The following is an 18283-nucleotide window of genomic DNA, read 5'->3' as shown; positions in this document are numbered from 1 at the left end:
ACTTATAAGCTTCTAATAAACCATGCCAATGCACCAAGAGAAAGAAAAATGACTACAGCATAAATTGCTGTTAATCGTAGCGTATTGCTTCTGGCGGCGGTTTCATAGTTTTCATCTGATTTGCCGGTAAGTAAAATAGTGCCTATCAACGATGCAATCAGCGTTATAACGACTAGTGAAATGGCAATTGTCATTTGGATTCTCCTTCTTATATCCAGCATATTTATATTGGACCCTGATCGTTGTTTAAAGCAATAGCCAGGGGAGTGTATTTTTTTATAATATACCACATGAATATGCCTGTTTTCGACACAGTAATGTCTTTATATTGTATATTTTCGCGCTCTGTCTTCTTTATCAATTGTTTGGTTTGCTATACAAATTGGAGTTGTAAATGGCGAAGCCTATTAGCTCATCTAATTTCTATTGGTCTTGCAATGGTTCCTTCCGGAGTGACTTATTTAGCTATCTCAGAATTTTTAAAGAGACCAAAAAATACACTCACTATATGGCCTATATTGATAGATCAGGAAAATTCTAGGTTGGCAGGTGTTAAAATGACAAGTCATTATTTTATTGCAAGTTTAAGACCGATACAAGAGTTCCATCAAGAGGGTAACAACTTCCCATTTATTAGTGGTGAAAATTATAAGGCGCATTTACCGTTTACACTGCCGTATGTGTATGAATTTGGTGGAGAAGACTTTGAGTTTATAACCTTTTTAGATAAAATAATGGGAATTGGTGACGTTATTGAGCTATATATCTATGAAGAAGGCCGTCACGGTAAAGCATTGTCTTTTAATTACCCAGAGGAAGCAAGAACGATAAACCTTTTAAAAAAGACTTATAAGGATCAATATGGTGAATATCAGTTAAGTGAAAAAAAGTAGAAGGAAGAACTGGTGAGACGGACTATTGCTTCTAAGCGAAGTGTGACTACGTTTGTAAAATACTAATCATTATAAAACCACCAGCAAATCGCTGCCATTCTGCAGCGTACCAGCAAAACAATCGGAAACTATATCCGTTCCTAAAATGAATATTTTTCGAATAATTAAGAGTTGAAAAAGAGATGGTGTAATGTACCCACCTGTGTTAAGACAACTCAGTCGTGAACTAAAAAACCCTGGTGAGTGAATTAACTTACCAGGTGTTCAAAGAAATTAAAGTATTGACATGATTAGTGCTAACCTGATGGGTCAGTGCCCTTTTGTTTAAGAAATCTGGTACTCAGTACATATTTGAAGTCCTGCGAATAAGCCAAAACTCACATTAAAAGTTAGTGGAATAAGGTTGGACAAAACAGTTACTCCTCATCATCATTGTCTTCAGCATTTTTCTTAGATAGTAGACCACTGTAAATGAAAATAAGAGCATACAAACATTACTCCCCCTACGGGTAAAGTTTGGTATTGCAAAACATCGACGATGACCCTTTGTTATTTTCAGGATAGTTGAATAAGCAAAAAAGCCACCCTCACGGCAGCTCCTGTTCTTAACTTTCCACCCACTTGTTTAATAAGACTATCTCTTTAAGTTCATCCATAAAAACCGACCATGTGTAAGATTATAACCCCAATAATAGTGACACTTAATCCTGTTGCTATCGCTGTACCAACTGTTTTAATTTTCTTTGTATCACACCATACAACGAATCCCATAATAGAGGTGAAAATTACCCCAAAGAATATTGAGGCATAGGGATTAGTCGGTTGAATCCAATCATACCAATGTAAAAAGTCCATTAAATCACCCCTATTATTAAATTAAAGATACTTCGTATTTAAAACACAGGATTTTATTATTTTTGTTCATTAATATTAAAAATCACTAGGAGTTCTTCTCTTACCATATGATAAACAGACATTTCACCTTGAATATAACCACTTCTAAAATCTACTTCATCTTCTTTAAACTTGTCTTTTAACATTTCGGCAAGTTTTTTATATTTTGCCAGGTTTTTTTCGATTTGAACTACCTTGTCACTATCGGTGGAGTCCAATAATAATTCCAGATCAATAACAATTTTTTCATAACCAAGAGCCATTCCCTCAAATAAACCTCTTTGTAATTCTTGAGGAACACTTGCTATTTCGTCCTTGGCTTCTTCAGGTATATCGTTATAGTACATTCCATTCACTATATCCAATACATTATTCTTACTTTGTTCTTTTGCTTCAGATGCCCTTCTTTTTAACGAATTAATTAAATCCTTGATTTTTGTATTCACTATGTCTCCCCCTTTTGTATAATCAAATTCTCTTACTAATCGATTAACAATTAAACGGTATGCTTTACTCATCCCTAACAACAATTGTCTTTCTTGTTCATTAGCAGTATCAAGCGTTCTACTGAGTTCTTTTTCCATATCTATAAAATCTAAAATGCAATCTTCGATCTTGGCTCCGCGAAACAATTTTTTTCTATAATCAGACACTTTTAACACCTCGTAAAAATAGAATATCATCCTTGTAAACAAATGTAAACATTTTATGTAAACAAATGTTTACAAAAAAACTGAACTTTATTGGGCGTTTAGAAAAAATTAGTCATTGGCTAAAAAAAGCCGCCGAGTTGGCAGCTGTTTGTTCAAGTCAGCACCGTTAGCCGCAGATCGGCGCTTCACCACAGAGGATGAAAATGGCTTTGAGCATTTTGCACACTACACCTTTAGCCAGTATGTTGTCTTCATTTTTCCACTAACAATATCCTTTTTTAACACTTTTAGATGGATTTACAAAAGAGAATTCTTCTATGAATGGGAAGCGGGAAGTTGGTGGTTGTGACTTTAGAAACATTTTTTTCGCTCTGTCTCAATGTTCCGCTTTTTGTGTAGTGATTCTCTTAAAAGTGGCGTTTCGTACCGGAAATCATAAGCAAAAAGTGTCGCCACACAATGCGTTAAAAGTCATCTTGAATGGGTATGTATTGAAAGACTGCTTGATGGTGTCCTACCAACAAAAGGTGGAAAACATACTCTAAGCAAATATGACTAAAAAAAACAATTTTTCCTACACTATGGAAGGCTCAGCTTTGTTATTAATTTCTAGTCATACTTGCCTGCTACAACTTTTAGTGGTACCCATTATTAACCTTGACAATATATGGGCTTTTTCCTTTTCGTAATGTAACAACTGCAAAAATTGTTGAGGCCAAATACAAAATAAACGCCAAATAATATACATACACTACGCCTACATAATCAGAAATCACACTGGTAATAAAATACAGAAAGGGCAAAGATTAAATAATATAAGTCTGCGTATAATTTGGATAATGTATCGTCTACAATTACTTTCTGTATATAAGTCTGTTGAGATATATCTCTTAATTGATAAAAAGGTCCCATCATAACTACTAGGACAAGAGCAATCCATGCATTAGTATTAATGGCATAAACAAGTACCAATATGCTGACTATAAACGAGCTGATTATAATCCCTTTGATTAAGTGTTTTTGCAGTTTAATGGAGAATAAAGTGATGAGGATCCTACCTAAAATACTGCCAGCATAATAACTCGTATTTATGAAACCCCACCATTGTTCTCCTTTGTTTAGTACTTCCTTTACAAATACTAGGGTTATACCACCTATCCATATTCCCGAGGCAATACCCTCTAATATATCCATAGTAGTGATAGTTCTCATGTGATTTTTATTGCTAAGGGCTCTATTAAAGAATATTGTTGATATAAACCCAATCCAGGTTCTTGCTATAATTACAATTAGAACAAAGGTTCGGGAGTGTTAATGATGGACAAAGCGTTCAGTAACCTATTAAAGTACATCGACAAGTTACCCCATAATAAAAAGGAACAAGTATATCAATGGGTAAAACGTTATATTGACCCCACCTCTTCCGTTGGTGGTCGATTAATTAACGAAATGCGGGAAACCCGTTTTAAAGATGGTTTCGAGTGTCCCCATTGTACATCTGGACACGTTGTTCGATTCGGAAAATTCAAGGGTCGTCAACGGTATCGTTGTAAAAGTTGCCTTAAAACCCTTACGGATACGACTAACACTGTTCTTTATCGCACCCGAAAAGGTGATGAATGGATTACATTTGTGGTATGTTCAAAGGCTACTCCCTGCGGAAATCGGCTGAAATCGTAGGGGTTACTTGGGTTACGCTCTTTTTACTGGAGACATAAACTACTATCCGCCTTAAAACAAATGGATTTTGACCATTTTGAAGGTATCGTTGAAATTGACGAGACCTATTTCTTGTACTCTCAAAAAGGGCAACTTGGCATTACGGAACGTAAACCTCGTAAGCGTGGCGGTAAGTCTAAACATAGAGGAATCAGCCACGAACAAGTATGTGTTCTTGTTGCAAGAGACCGTACAAAAGCAACCGTCTCCAAAGTATCTTGTATGGGGCGTATTGTGAAAACCAAAGTTGAAAATATCATTGGTTCTAAACTGTCGTCTGATAATGTGCTTGTTACCGATGCTTGGAGAGCATACAAAACCTATGCAAAAGAAAAAGGATTAGAGCATTACCGAATCAACTCCGATGATGGAAAGTACGTTATAAAGGGCTTATATCACATTCAAAATGTCAATAGTTTTCACTCTCGGATGAAAAAGTGGATTGACCGTTTTAAAGGTGTCGCTACCAAATATCTTGACAATTACCTTGCTTGGTTCTTAATTGTAGCTAGCCGCAGAACGAAAGCACTAAGCAACATATAAAAGAGCTTCTGTTTACATCATTTGTATTTGAAATGACAGAAATTTATGGATAGTTTACGTCTATCTAAGTTCAGTGCTTACAAAAGTCATTAACGGGCAATCGGCTTAAAAATATTGGGAGAGGAGAACTCATATATGGAAATAAGGAAACCAAACGACTCGGAATATAAAAAGATTTTATCACTTTCACCAGAGGCATTATTCGATGGTACATTAGGCGAGGCAAAACCGTCAGATGAAAAAGTGAAACAACTTATTGAACCATTATTGCAGAAAGGAAGCTATTATTTAATAGCAACTGTAGGCGATAATCTAATGGGTTGGATTCTTATAGGAACAAGTAAAGACCAATTTACTGAAAAGATATATGGATTTATTTATGAATTGTTTGTGTTAGAAGAATTTCGAGGGAATGGAATTTCAAAACGATTGATGGAGACTGGTATCGAACATCTTAAACAAGATGGATTTTCAGAGGTTCGTTTAAGCGTATATGCAGGAAATCAAGCCATTAAACTGTATGAAAAATTGGGATTCAAAAATAGAACCATTACAATGAGTATGCCCATTTAAAACAACTAGCTTTATTAAATATATAATAGGCTGGTTTATTGAGAATTGGGGAACCAAAAAATGGTTTCCTAACATTTTATCGAAAAATCAACATTAAACATTAACAGAGCCATTGCTAAAAAGAATATACCAACCAGCCTTAATGACTTCCCATTTCGGCCGTTTCTTTGCTTCTTTTATCTTTGTTGTTTTTATTCGTATTGATGAAAATAAAGAAACCGCCCAAAAGCATATGCTAACAATTAAAATCCAATTAGCTCCATAATAATTAACGGCTATGGTGGCTAGTTGTCTAGATTTATCTATTACGAATGAATGGTCAGGCTTAATTGGGCAATCAAGGTCTTTTTTGTACCTTTCCCAATGGATCATTCTCTATCCTTTAAGTGCGTACATTGTTAATATTCCTTTTCACGTGGTTTGGTCAATAAAGTCTAAGAGAACACACTGCCGGACTTAGGGAAGCCTTTGTTGTAAGTGAAAAGTACCTTGGAACCCCACTCCTTTAGGGGTGGGAGTATCAGTGTCTACCCTTCTGTCATGCTTTCACGTTCGTTTTCATATCTTAATCTAGGTTATGAACAACAGCTGTGGAGGTGTTTTATGATGAACCCTATGCCTTTTGATGATTGGTTGAACAAATGGAAGAAGGGGATGGTTGATTCTTTTGACCGGCGAAGTTTTATGCAGGCAGCCAACAGCATTGCATGGCAATTTTTTCGACAGGCTGCCAGCCGGCCACGGTTGGAAGGTTACGGGGTAAATGATGCACCGAGGTTCAGGAATAACCCGTTTACACTTGGAGTTGCTTCAGGTGACCCACTTGCGGACAGCGTGGTTTTATGGACAAGGCTTGCCCCGGACCCACTTAACGGAGGCGGTATGCCCTCTCAAGCGATGCCTGTAAAATGGGAGGTTGCCACGGATGAAAATTTCCGCAATGTTGTCCAACAGGGTACAGAATTGGCCAGGCCCGAGCTCGCTCATTCGGTACATATAGAAGCAAAATGGCTGAAACCGAACCATGTTTATTACTACCGTTTCAAGAGCGGCAATGAATTGAGCCCGGTTGGCAGAACGAAAACACTTCCTGCACATGGATCCAATGTCTCGGAAATGGCCTTCGCATTTGCTTCGTGCCAGCAATATGAGCACGGCTATTATACGGCCTATCAGCATATGGCCAAAGAGGATCTCGATCTGGTATTCCATCTTGGGGATTACATATATGAATACGGGCCGAATCAGTACTTATCGCCGACAGGGAATGTCCGGCCACACAATAGCCCCGAAGTGACTACGCTTTTAGGTTATCGGAACCGATATGCACTATATCGTTCAGACGAACATCTTCAATCCGTCCATGCGGCGTTCCCCTGGGTAGTCACGTGGGATGACCATGAAGTCGAGAACAATTACGCCAATATCATTCCACAGAAGGGGCAGTCGGTTGCTGCTTTTATCTACAGGAGGGCCGCTGCCTATCAGGCTTATTACGAGCATATGCCGCTCCGCAGGTCTCACATTCCGTACGGGGCTTATATGCAGCTGTACCGGAATTTCTCTTATGGGAATCTTGCATCTTTTAATGTGCTGGATACACGCCAATACCGGCATGACCAGGCGAATGGTGACGGAAGCAAGCCTCATACGTATGATTCGTTAAATCCGGCGCGTACCATGCTTGGGGCCGGGCAGGAACAGTGGCTGCTCGGCAATCTTTATCATTCTAAAACACACTGGAACGTCCTCGCCCAGCAGGTCTTCTTTTGCCAGAGGAACTACGGGACAGCTGCGTTTCCAAAATACAGCATGGATTCATGGGACGGTTATTGGGCCGCACGGCAACGCATTATTGATTTCGCCGCATACATCCAATTGAAAAATATGATCATCCTCACAGGTGATATCCACTCAAACTGGGCATCCAACATATTAACCAACTTCAATAATCCCCACTCGAGGATCATAGGTGCTGAATTCGCCGGAACGTCCATTACATCAGGAGGAAACGGGGCGGATAAACGGAAAGACACTGACCGCATTCTCGCACAAAACCCCCATATTAAATTCTTTAACGGCAACCGCGGCTATGTACGCTGCCGTGTCACACCTGATAACTGGCAAACAGATTACCGGGTGGTTCCATTCGTAACGAAACCAGGAGCTGACATAACAACGAAAGCATCTTTTGTTTATGAAAAAGGCTCGGATGGAATTGAAGAAATTTCATCGACAATTGTTCCTGAAGGTGTCCGGATTTCAGATGAAACTGAACAAGACCGGGAACGAGCCCATTGGGATACAGGTCGAAATTAATTGGAAAATTATTAGTGCAACTGAAGTTCACCTGTGTTACTATGTTCTTTGTTTGAAGGTAAAGAGGTGACGAAATGTCAGTTGTTCAAATCGATAAACGGCCGAAGGATCTTAACCTGTTTTACCTCACCTGGCCGATTTTTTTAGAAGTTTTTCTGTTTATGCTAATGGGTATCGCGGATACTTTGATGCTGAGCGCGATTTCTGACAATGCCGTTTCAGGAGTTGGTGCGGCCAATCAGTATCTCCATATTTCCATTTTAATACTTGAAGTGATTGGCAATGGGGCGTCTATTGTCGTTGCTCAATATATTGGTGCGAAAAAATTCAGGGACGCTGCCCAAATTTCAGCGTTGGCGTTGACGCTTAACTTAATGGTTGGCCTGGTCATCAGTGTGTTCTTCCTTTTATTTGGTGGAAGCCTGCTGGAGGGGCTGAACCTTCAGGGGCAGATCCTCGCATATGCCAAAAGTTATTTAGCCATTGTCGGCGGTGCGATTTTCCTTCAGGCGATGATCAATTCCCTGGCGGCGATCATAAGGGTTCACGGGTTCACCAAACAGGCGATGTTCGTGTCCTTAGGAATGAATGTTTTCCATGTCATTGCAAACTACCTGCTTATCTTCGGCAACTTCGGCTTTCCAGAAATGGGCGTTCAAGGTGCTGCAGTTTCATCGGTGGTAAGCCGTGTACTTGCGCTGGTTGTTTTCTTCTGGCTCCTGTACCGCATCATGGAAGTTAGGGTTAAGCTTGAATATTACTTTACGCTGTCCAAGGAGTTTATCGGCAAAATCTTGAAGATTGGCGTACCGTCCGCTTTCGAACAGGTCATGTACCAGGCATGCCAGATTGTATTTTTGTACTATGCAACATTCCTTGGTGAATCATCGATGGCAGCCAGGCAATATGCATCCAATATTTCGATGTTTATCTTCTTGTTTGCGATTGCAATCGGTGTCGGAACTTCCATCATCGTGGGAAGGCTGGTGGGTGCGAACCAGTTTGGGGAGGCATACACGCGGGTGTGGAAAAGTGCCCAGTCCGCCAGTGCCGTAACACTGTTGATGGTATTGGTTGTGATTCTGTTCCGAGAGCCGCTGATGGGGATTTTTACAAAAGATCCAGAGATTCTGCGGATTGGATCGAATATTTTGTTGTACAGTATCTTTTTGGAAACAGGGCGAACCTTGAATATTGTCGTCATTAACTCGTTGCGGGCGTCGGGGGATGCGAAATATCCTGTATGGATCGGATTGCTTTCCATGGTGCTGATGAGCCTTCCCCTCGGGTACTTCCTGGTGTTCCACCTCGATCTAGGATTAGTTGGAATTTGGCTGGCCATTTCGGCAGATGAATGGACACGTGCGATCATCATGTCCCTCCGCTGGAAGAGCAGGGCGTGGGAGAAGCATGCCCTTGTAAAACATGATGTACATGAGAATCTGGCGGTACAATCGTAAGAGTTTGGAATTTATAGAGCGGTGGTCTTTTCCTGTGATCGTACAGGAAAGGAGCACCGCTTTTTTGATGCATGAACCGTTGTGGTAAAGCATTAACGCGCCGGGGGTCAGGCCCCATGTGTATTAACGTATTAACGCGGCGGTTCAGGTCCCAGCAAACGAAGGGGGTCAGGCTCCAGGTACATAGCATCACAATAGGGTGAGCCCCGTTTTTCGGTGATATTGCAATTCAAAAAGGGAATTTATGTTAAAATTAAATTAAATTAAATAGAAAGGCTGGTGATTGTGATCGGAAACGCAGGGGAAGAAGTGCTGTCATTTGAAAACTTATGGATGAATTATGGGGCAAAACAGGTTTTAAAGGGAATTGACCTGTCCGTATCCAGGGGGCAAATAATTGGATATATTGGACCGAACGGGGCAGGCAAAAGCACCACTATAAAGATCCTTTTAGGGCTGGAAGAGGGATATTCGGGTGATGTGAGGATTTTTGGTGAAAAGATTGGTGCTGGACAAATTGAATACAAACGAAGAATCGGCTATGTCCCGGAAATTGCTGAACTGTATGATAACCTGACTGCACGGGAGTACTTGACGTTCATCGGGGAATTGTACGGGATGGCTTTTGGCAAAACAGACGAGAAGGCCAGAAGGTTAATGGAAAAATTCGGCCTGGGCGATGTGTACGATTCCAGGATTTCATCTTTTTCCAAAGGCATGAAGCAAAAGGTGCTGATTATCTCAAGCCTGCTCCATAATCCTGATTTACTATTCCTTGATGAACCTCTAAGCGGTCTTGATGCAAACAGTGTGATGGTCTTTAAGGAAATCCTCGCCCTGCTGTCTGCCGAAGGCAAAACAATCTTTTACTCCTCCCATATCATGGATGTCGTTGAGAAGATCAGCAACCGGATTGTGCTGCTCAAAGATGGACAAATCATTGCCGATGGAAGCTTTGATGATTTAAAAGAGCAGAATAAGGAAGGCTCATTGGAGCATATTTTCAATCAATTGACCGGCTTTGATGCATACAGGGGAATCGCGGAGGATTTTGTTTCCATCGTCAAGGGGGCGTGAGCATGAACAATTTTAGGACACTTCTATTTCTCGACCGGTTTCATGGAGTGTTTGAAAAACTGGACATTGATTATCCAGTGATGAGGAAAATTCTTCAAGTCAAGCTGACGATGGACCAAAGAAGGAAACCTACCATTTTCAACCAGGCAAACAAAAAGAAGAAGGCGGCAGAGGAAAACCAGTTCAATAAATCCTTGTTGATGTATGGATTGCTGGGCCTGTTCATGATTCCGCTTGTTATTTTTGGCGAGAATTATATATTTCAGATGAGCATCCTTTTCGGGATCATTATGTTTCTGGTCATGACTTCAATGGTTTCTGATTTTTCAGCTGTGCTTCTGGACATAAGGGATAAAACGATTTTAAATTCAAAGCCGGTTGATGGAAAAACGGTAAGCATGGCCAAGACCTTGCATGTCTGTATTTATCTGTTTTTTCTGACAGGTTCCCTTGCCATAGGACCATTGGTGGCAGGGTTGGTTAAGCATGGCCTCATATTTTTCACAATCTTTTTGGCCGAAACTATTTTGCTGGGTTTTTTTATCGTGGCAGTGACTGCCTTTATCTACTTTTTTATCCTCCGCTTCTTTGATGGTGAAAAGCTGAAGGATATCATCAACTACGTCCAGATCGGCTTATCGGTGGCAATAGTTGTGGGCTTTCAGTTTGTGGGGAGATCGTTTGAAATAGTAGACATCAAGGTCGTATTTGACCCTGCGTGGTGGCACTTCATCCTTCCGCCGTTATGGTTCGCAGCCCCGTTTGAGGTTTTGCTGCACCGTAACACAGACGCCTGCATAATCACCATGGCAACTCTGGTGATACTGGCGCCGTTCAGTTTTTTTGCAGCTTATATAAAAATGATGCCGGCCTTTGAACGAAACCTCCTTAAACTCGCCGAACAGGGGGGAGAACGCAGGAGGGCCAACAGGACATTATCGAAAATGTTCACGGAAGTCGTTTGCACCAGCAAAGAAGAGCGGGCGTTCTACCGTTTTGCTGGTAATATGATGAGAACTGAACGGGAATTCCGGCTTAAGGTTTATCCCTCGTTAGGATTTTCGCTATTCTTTCCATTTCTATATATCTTTAATTCGCTGAGTACTGGTTCTTTTGCAGAAATTAGCACCGGGAAGGGATACTTAAATGTGTATTTCTGCTTGATCATGATTCCTAGCGCCGTCATGATGCTGAAGTATTCAGGCAGGTACAAAGGAGCCTGGGTTTTCAAAACAGTCCCGCTCGAAAATCTTGCCCCATTATTCAGCGGGACTTTAAAGGCATTTATCGTGAAGCTTTTCCTGCCAGTTTACGTGGTTGTCAGTATAATATTTTTCTTTATTTATGGGCTGAGGATTTTGCCAGACCTCATACTTGTCTTTCTGATTGCCATCTTTTTCACGCTTATAAGCACTTTGTTAATCAAACGTACAGTTCCTTTTTCAGAATCATTCGAAGCAATCCAGCAAAGTGATGGGTGGATGATGCTTCCCTACATTGTACTCATCGGGATATTCGCCGGCGTGCATTACCTGGTTACTTTACTTGACTTCGGTGTGTACATTTACCTGGCAGTCATGCTAGCTGTAGTGGTTATTTCCTGGAAACTGGCACTCAGGTGTGTCTTTGTCCATTGAAGTTCCTCCGTGAACAACATTAATCAGACATGGAATTCAAACCGAAGTCAACCATAGACACAGGAGGTTTTCCTTCTAGAAGGAGACAGGCTGCTCAGGCGAAATGGATTTAACTGGGTGCATCGAGAAAAACCGAAAATTGACGGTGATCTTACCCAGATTCGCTTCCGCACCGTTGCCCCTCTAGGTGCTGAAACATGACCTGAACCGATTACTATTTTCATAAGCCGACCTCTAAACATATTTTTCCGGGCTTGAACATAAAATGGGACAAGAAGCGGTTTTACCAAACAAGAGATGAAAATTCGGAGGCTGGCGATAAAATTGTCATTACAGGGAAAGAGGAAAAATAGGCTACCTGCTTTTATAGTCCAAAGGATTATTTTGACCTATAGCTATCTCGCATGCGGTGCAATCATCCAGGGCATTGGAATGGCACTGTTTTTATTTCCTAATACGATTCCATCCGGCGGGGCAGCCGGGCTAGCGATCCTCCTAAACTATTGGCTGTCCCTGTCGATCGGTTTTTCTTTATGGTTTGTCAATTTTATCGCGCTTATTGTTGCTTTCAGATATTTTGGCTATACATGGACGCTTCGCACAATGTTTTCGGTAACGATCACCTCTGTCACTGTCAGCTTGTGTACTGCTTTTTGGCATATCCCGCATATCAACCTTGGAGTGGAAATATTCCTGGGAGCCCTGTTATATGGAATAGGCGTCGGAATCCTGATACGCTACCGGGCGTCCAGCGGGGGACTTGTTGTCTTAGCCCTTATTATTGCGGCCTATAACAGCTGGTCGCCAGGGAAAGCGATGTTTTGGGTAAACATGTCAGTTTTCGTGCTCAATGCATTAGTAATAGACATAAAAATCGTCGCATATGCCACCATTTGCCAAATGCTTTCTACAAGAGTCATAGATTTTGTGGATAGATTGAAAATCCCTCATTCCTCTTTTCCCGCAATGGCCTGGAGGAAAAAATAATTGGATTGGGGCCTGCCCCCCTGCATTAGCGCATTAACGCGCTGGGGGTCAGACCCCTTTTTATTAAAAAGTGTGCAATAGTGCATTGTGGTGCTACCAGTTTTTTGATATTTTTAAACAAGGTGCAACGGAGAAATTATCAAACATTCGGGCAGCGAATCCAGAGGGGACACAGATGAAAACGGTAAATAAGTTTAGAGTGTTTTTTATTTTAGGTATTTTAGTTTGTTTGGAACTGATGCATGAAGTGGTTACTGAAATTTTCCCTACAAATATTTTTATTGATTATCTGTTAGACGCAGCTGTTATCCTGATCATAGCCTCGATGACATTTTTCATGTTAAAGGGGATAGAAAAAACAGCAAATGAATTGCAAAAAAACAGGAACAGGTTAAAGAATATCTTTGATTCTCTTGATGTTGCGATATGGTCCCATGATTTGAAAAATGATACGTTGCTCATAACACCAGGAATTGAAAAATTATACGGATATTCCAAGGAACAATTTTACCAGAATCATTCCCTTTGGTATAAGGTTATATATCCTGAGGATGTATCCATTTTAAGCCACAGGGAAAAGGTGCTTGCGAAGGGAGAAGCCATTACAAGCATCTATCGGATCATCCGCCCCGATGGAGAAGTCAGGTGGATCCAGGATCGTGGCATACCTACCCTGAATGAGAATGGGGAACTTGTTGATTTTAACAGCGTGCTGTTCGATATAACCGACCGGAAAGAGAGTGAAGGCAGATACAGGAGTTTAGTAGAATTATCGCCGGATATCATCGCAGTTTTCAGCAAAGGGAAAATCGACTATATCAATGAGACAGGCAGCAGGCTGGTCGGGGCTTCGAGTCCTGAAGAATTGATTGGAACCTCCATCTGGAAATTTGCCCATCCCCACATACTCGAAAAAATTCCCGATAAAGAACTGGCAGCTGAGGAACTTGAAGACACGAAGAATTTCGAATTTAAAGCTGTTCGCCTTGATGGTCAGTTTATTGATGTGGAGATGTCGACAATGCCGATCCTTTTTGAAGGAAGGCCTGCAACACAAGTTGTCGGGAGAGATGTCACCCAACGAAAAAAAGCGGAAAAAACGATTCAATTGATGGCCTATCATGATACCCTGACAGGACTTCCAAACCGGAATAGATTCCGTCAGCATCTGAATGACGTGTTGCAACAGCAGGAAAATAAAATGCTGGCTGTTTTATTTCTGGACTTGGACCGGTTTAAAATTATAAATGACACAAAGGGACATTCCGTCGGCGATATTTTATTGCAAAAAGTTGCGAAACGGCTCGAGCAAGCTGTGCAGGGCGATGGTATGGTTTCACGCCAGGGCGGCGACGAATTCATTATTTTACTGGAGAATCTTGATAAACCAGAAGTAACGAAAATCGCGCAACGGATATTAGACGAATTTTCCAACCCTATAGAAATTAATGATCAAGAGTTTTTTGTCACGACAAGTATCGGAATCAGCCTGTTCCCGGTAGACGGTGATGACGAAGAAACTTTGATTAAAAATGCAGATACCGCCATGTATCTGGCTAAGGAACGAGGTAAAAACAATTTTCAATTTTATACCTCACAACTCCACGGGCTGTCCTCACGAAAAATGGAATTGGAGAACGGGCTGAGAAAAGCGCTTGAACAGGATCAGCTTTCGCTGTACTATCAGCCCCAGGTGGATTTGGAAACAGGGAAAATAATTGGTGTAGAAGCCCTCCTGCGCTGGAAGCATCCGGATCATGGGTTCATTTCTCCATTGGAATTTATTCCCCTTGCTGAGGAAACCGGGCTTATCGTATCCATCGGCAAATGGGTCTTGAAAACAGCTTGTGAGCATAATAAGGCCTGGCAAAAGCTTGGATTAGCAGCCATTCCAATAGCGGTCAATATTTCTGTCCGGCAGATCCAGGATGATGATTTTGTTGCTACAGTTAAAACGATATTGAATGAAACAGGGCTGCATCCCCGTTATCTGGAACTTGAAATTACCGAAAGCATTATGCAAAACATCGAAAGATCAACATTTGTGCTCAATCAATTAAAGGATCTTGGTGTCAAGATATCCATGGATGACTTTGGGACGGGTTATTCCTCCTTAAGCTATTTAAAGCATCTTCCGATTGACAGCATTAAAATTGATAAGTCCTTCGTCGATGATATTATCCATCATTCAAATCAGGGAGCGATGGTAAAAACCATCATTGATATGGGGCATAATTTGAAATTCAAGGTCATCGCTGAAGGAATTGAAAATCAGGAACAAGTGGATTTTTTAAGGAAAAACGCCTGCGGTGTCGGTCAGGGTTATTTTTATAGTCCGCCGTTGCCTTCCGATAAAGTTGAAAAACTATTATATTCTGGTCTTGCTAAAAATGGCATTCCTATACATTAGGGATGCCATTCTTTTTTTGTAACACCAAACTACAAAACTATGAGGCATTTCTAATAAAATTTCTATAAAGATATCAGCTTTCACTTGCGAGTTTGACGCGGATCCGTTCCCAGTCTTTGAGATAAAATCTCGCCAACAGTGTCAGGCCAAACACGGCAAGGTATGTGTAAAGAGAAATCCACGCCCCGTAGCTCGACATATCCAATACGAAAACCGTTACATAGGCCAACGGGATGAAGAACCCCCAGGCGAGGATGAGGGAGGTACGAAGCAAAAAGGTTGTATCACCAATTCCGCGCAATCCTCCGCCATAAAAATTAAAAAATCCGTCAAACAGCTGCAGGAAAGCCGAAATCATGATGAGTGTAGCTGTCAGTTCAAAAACCTGCGGGTCATCCGTATAGATTCGCGCAATCGGCTCGGCAAAGAAGAACTCAACAGCACCAAGGATGAGGAGAAACAAGCTACCCATTATCGCTGTTTCTGTCCCCATTTTCCTGGCTAACATTGGTTTAGCCTTGCCAATTTCCTGGCCCACCAAAATGGTGGCCGTAGAGCCGAACGCAGCAGCTGGCATAAAGCCAAAACTCATGATACTGAGGGCAATCTCGTTCGCCGCCAGGGCGTGTGTTCCGAGGCGGGTAACAAATGCCGTGAAAACAAACATCGCCATGCTTTTGGAAAACTCCTGTGTGCCAAGCTTGAAGCTTTCCTTCAGCATCAGTTTTGATTCAGCCATGTGGAATGCCAGTTTTGGAAGCAATCCAAACCGGCGGATCAGTTCCCTGAAGAATACAAGGGCGCTGAGAAGCATTACAGTCACTTCTCCAATAAATAGGGCCCAGCCGGCGCCCGCCAGCCCCATTTCAGGAAAGCCGAGATTGCCGTAGGTTAATGTATAGGTGAAAAAGATCATGAGCGCATTTCCGATGAGGGATGTAACCATCGGTGTTTTTGTATTGCCGATTCCACGGAAAAAACCATGCATCGCAAAAGTCAGGATTGAAAAGACCATTGCAAAAAAACGAATTCTTAAATAGCCGGTGCCTTCTTCGATCATCTCGCTTGAGCTTCCGAGGATACTCAGAATCCATCCTGATGCAAACAATCCGACCGCCAAAATGAACACGCCAGCCAGCACGCTCTGTATTAAAGCGATATAGGTGCGCTCAACCCCTTTGTTCATGTCGTTTGATCCAAAATTCTGTGCAACAAGATAGTTAACTGTGTGGCCAATTCCGGAGAACATGGCCCAGGCATTGTACATGACAATATTGGAGACGCCGACAATGGCAATTGCCAGTGCACCCAATTTTCCAACCATAATAAGATTGATCATACCAGTAACTGTCATAGATGCGAATGATGCAATTGACGGAATGGCAAGCGATAAAATCGTTTTCCAGTTTTTCAGCATGCTGTTTCTCCTAGTCTTCATAGAAGTTAGTTTTCTTATAAACTCACTTTTTCCATCATACACCAAAATTAACTGCCATCCCACATAAAATAGTGTTCTGCAAAGTGACACTGCTGACCTTATCTGTGGTTGAAGATATTGCTATTTCAATTAGTTTCAAAACGGGGGAAAAAGGTCTGTCGGTGCTTTTGTCGAAATATTATAAAAACTAACTGCGCTTAAATGGGGGAATAGCTGAAATGAGGATATTGAGAAAATGGAAGGTGTTTTTGGTTGCAGTAATGATAGCCATCGTGCTCATCCAATGGGTGATTCCGGCAGCACTGCTAAAATTGTCACATCCAGAAGCATATTCAAAGGGCAAGGCTAGTAACGAGCTGTCGCACTATATTGATACATATGAACAATCACGGAGCCGTTTTTTATCCTACCCTGAAAGGCTGAAAAACAGTTGGGAACAAGTCCGGCACGAGTCTTATGAGGTAGGCAGTACAAAATTAAATATGGATGTTTTGTGGGCAGACGCAAATAACAATAAGGAGAATTTAATAGTTTTAACCTCTGGCGTGCATGGGATTGAGGCGCATATGGGTTCGGCGATGATCGATCTTTTTCAAGCAGAATACCTGTCACAACTCGACCCGCAAACGACCGGGGTCATCTATATTCATGCCATCAACCCATGGGGCATGAAACATTTCCGCAGATACAACGAAAATAATGTAGACTTGAACCGCAACTTTATCCCTGATTGGGACAGCTTCTCATTAAATACGAATAAGGATTATACGGATTTACGCCGCTTTTTCGAGAAAGACAGTCCTTTAAGAAATAGTACCTTGCACGAAATTGGATTTTTTGGAAGCCTTGGCAAGGAGGTCATTGCTTCCGGGACCGGAAAAATTGAGAAGGCATTATTGACAGGGCAATACAGCTCCCCTGAGGGTGTGTATTATGGAGGTAGTAGTGATGAGCCATCAACGGTGATTGTAAAAAAAATATATGAGGAAATCTTAAAAAGCGATTACCCAAATATTGTCCATATCGACCTTCATACAGGCTATGGCCCAAAATATCAGATGAGCATCTTTGCTTCGAGCAGTGAAACGATGAAGGAAGCGGAAGCTGAAAAGGAGTTTGATTACCCACTCGTTTTCACGCCGGATTCTGATGAATATTATGTGACAAGCGGAGACAACACTGAATACATGTACTGGCTCCAAAAAGAGAAACATCCAGGAAAGAAGGTCTATTCAACTACCTTTGAATTCGGGACAATGGGGACCAGCACAATGGCCTCGATTCAATCGTTGAAGAATACGATTGATGAAAACCGGCTATTTCAGGATGGCACAAATAATAAAACGACCGGGAAAATCATCAAAAACCGTTATTTGCAAATGTTCTACCCGTCTGAAGAGAAGTGGAGGGTGAAAGCCGCAAAAGATTTCAGGCAGGCCCTTGAGGGAGTATTGAAAAACAGGGGCGTCCCTTTAAGAGAAACTTGAGAGGCATTGCCGGCAGAACATAGGGCGATGATGGACAAAATCCACCGAGCGAAGTGGGAAACTGTCCATCATGAGGGCGATGATGGACATAAGCTGCCGGAGGAAGTGGGAAACTGTCCATCATGAGTTCGATGATGGACAAAAGCTGCCGGTAAAAGGGAGGAACTGTCCATCATAAGGGCGATGATGGACA

General features: G+C 41.6%; 14 protein-coding genes and 1 pseudogene. 10 read left to right on the top strand and 5 right to left on the bottom strand.

All coding sequences use genetic code 11. The features are described from left to right. Window positions 1-2: 2 nt before the first annotated feature. Complete coding sequence (locus tag CVD19_RS19770; RefSeq protein ID WP_101584820.1) at window positions 3-194, bottom strand: hypothetical protein; 192 nt, start codon at window positions 192-194, stop codon at window positions 3-5. 348 nt (window positions 195-542) lie between these two features. Between CVD19_RS19770 and CVD19_RS19765 the strand changes: the two genes are divergently transcribed. Beyond that, window positions 543-893: a hypothetical protein gene (locus tag CVD19_RS19765; protein WP_142383550.1), complete on the top strand. Its 351-nt coding sequence runs from the start codon at window positions 543-545 to the stop codon at window positions 891-893. Between the two features lie 648 nt (window positions 894-1541). Here the strand turns inward: CVD19_RS19765 and CVD19_RS19760 are convergent. From CVD19_RS19760 to CVD19_RS19745, 3 genes are all read right to left on the bottom strand, one after another. After that, window positions 1542-1748 carry a hypothetical protein gene (locus CVD19_RS19760; protein ID WP_101584817.1) on the bottom strand — a complete coding sequence of 69 codons (207 nt, stop codon included), beginning with the start codon at window positions 1746-1748 and terminating at the stop codon, window positions 1542-1544. A 56-nt stretch (window positions 1749-1804) separates the two neighbouring features. Beyond that, the gene (locus CVD19_RS19755; protein WP_101584815.1) at window positions 1805-2440 is read right to left on the bottom strand and encodes a hypothetical protein; all 636 of its coding nucleotides are present in this window, start codon (window positions 2438-2440) and stop codon (window positions 1805-1807) included. Between the two features lie 765 nt (window positions 2441-3205). After that, a complete protein-coding gene (locus tag CVD19_RS19745) occupies window positions 3206-3634 on the bottom strand; it encodes a hypothetical protein (protein WP_101584812.1) in 429 nt (142 codons plus the stop codon). A 123-nt stretch (window positions 3635-3757) separates the two neighbouring features. Here CVD19_RS19745 and CVD19_RS19740 point away from each other — a divergent pair. The 8 genes and pseudogenes from CVD19_RS19740 to CVD19_RS19700 all read left to right on the top strand — a co-directional run bounded on the left by CVD19_RS19740 (window position 3758) and on the right by CVD19_RS19700 (window position 15165). After that, window positions 3758-4795, top strand: a pseudogene (locus tag CVD19_RS19740) (IS1595 family transposase). Window positions 4796-4837: 42 nt separating this feature from the next. Then, window positions 4838-5275, top strand: coding sequence for a GNAT family N-acetyltransferase (locus CVD19_RS19735; protein WP_101584811.1), 438 nt, complete (start codon window positions 4838-4840; stop codon window positions 5273-5275). A gap of 603 nt (window positions 5276-5878) precedes the next feature. Next, entirely contained in the window at window positions 5879-7594 is a 1716-nt protein-coding gene (locus tag CVD19_RS19725; protein ID WP_101584807.1) for an alkaline phosphatase D family protein, read from the top strand. 74 nt (window positions 7595-7668) lie between these two features. After that, window positions 7669-9054: an MATE family efflux transporter gene (locus CVD19_RS19720; protein WP_101584805.1), complete on the top strand. Its 1386-nt coding sequence runs from the start codon at window positions 7669-7671 to the stop codon at window positions 9052-9054. Between the two features lie 333 nt (window positions 9055-9387). Further along, entirely contained in the window at window positions 9388-10131 is a 744-nt protein-coding gene (locus CVD19_RS19715; RefSeq protein ID WP_101584861.1) for an ABC transporter ATP-binding protein, read from the top strand. Window positions 10132-10133: 2 nt separating this feature from the next. After that, window positions 10134-11768 (top strand): hypothetical protein, encoded by a 1635-nt coding sequence (locus CVD19_RS19710; RefSeq protein ID WP_101584803.1) that lies wholly within the window; start codon window positions 10134-10136, stop codon window positions 11766-11768. Window positions 11769-12152: 384 nt separating this feature from the next. Beyond that, on the top strand, window positions 12153-12755 hold the full coding sequence (locus CVD19_RS19705; protein WP_257985208.1) for a YitT family protein: 603 nt from the start codon (window positions 12153-12155) through the stop codon (window positions 12753-12755). A gap of 175 nt (window positions 12756-12930) precedes the next feature. Next, a complete protein-coding gene (locus tag CVD19_RS19700; protein ID WP_101584799.1) occupies window positions 12931-15165 on the top strand; it encodes a GGDEF and EAL domain-containing protein in 2235 nt (744 codons plus the stop codon). A gap of 73 nt (window positions 15166-15238) precedes the next feature. Here CVD19_RS19700 and CVD19_RS19695 read toward each other — a convergent pair whose 3' ends face one another. Then, window positions 15239-16582 carry an MATE family efflux transporter gene (locus CVD19_RS19695; protein WP_101584797.1) on the bottom strand — a complete coding sequence of 448 codons (1344 nt, stop codon included), beginning with the start codon at window positions 16580-16582 and terminating at the stop codon, window positions 15239-15241. Window positions 16583-16821: 239 nt separating this feature from the next. On the opposite strand from CVD19_RS19695, the gene CVD19_RS19690 reads away from it, so the two are divergent. Then, window positions 16822-18090, top strand: a complete 1269-nt coding sequence (locus CVD19_RS19690) for a M14 family metallopeptidase (RefSeq protein WP_101584796.1) — start codon at window positions 16822-16824, stop codon at window positions 18088-18090. Window positions 18091-18283: the final 193 nt, after the last annotated feature.

Source organism: Bacillus sp. T33-2, assembly GCF_002860205.1.
Lineage (GTDB): Bacteria > Bacillota > Bacilli > Bacillales > Cytobacillaceae > T33-2.
The sequence above is the reverse complement of the archived record's forward strand: the minus strand, read 5'-3'. Positions and strand labels throughout refer to the sequence as shown.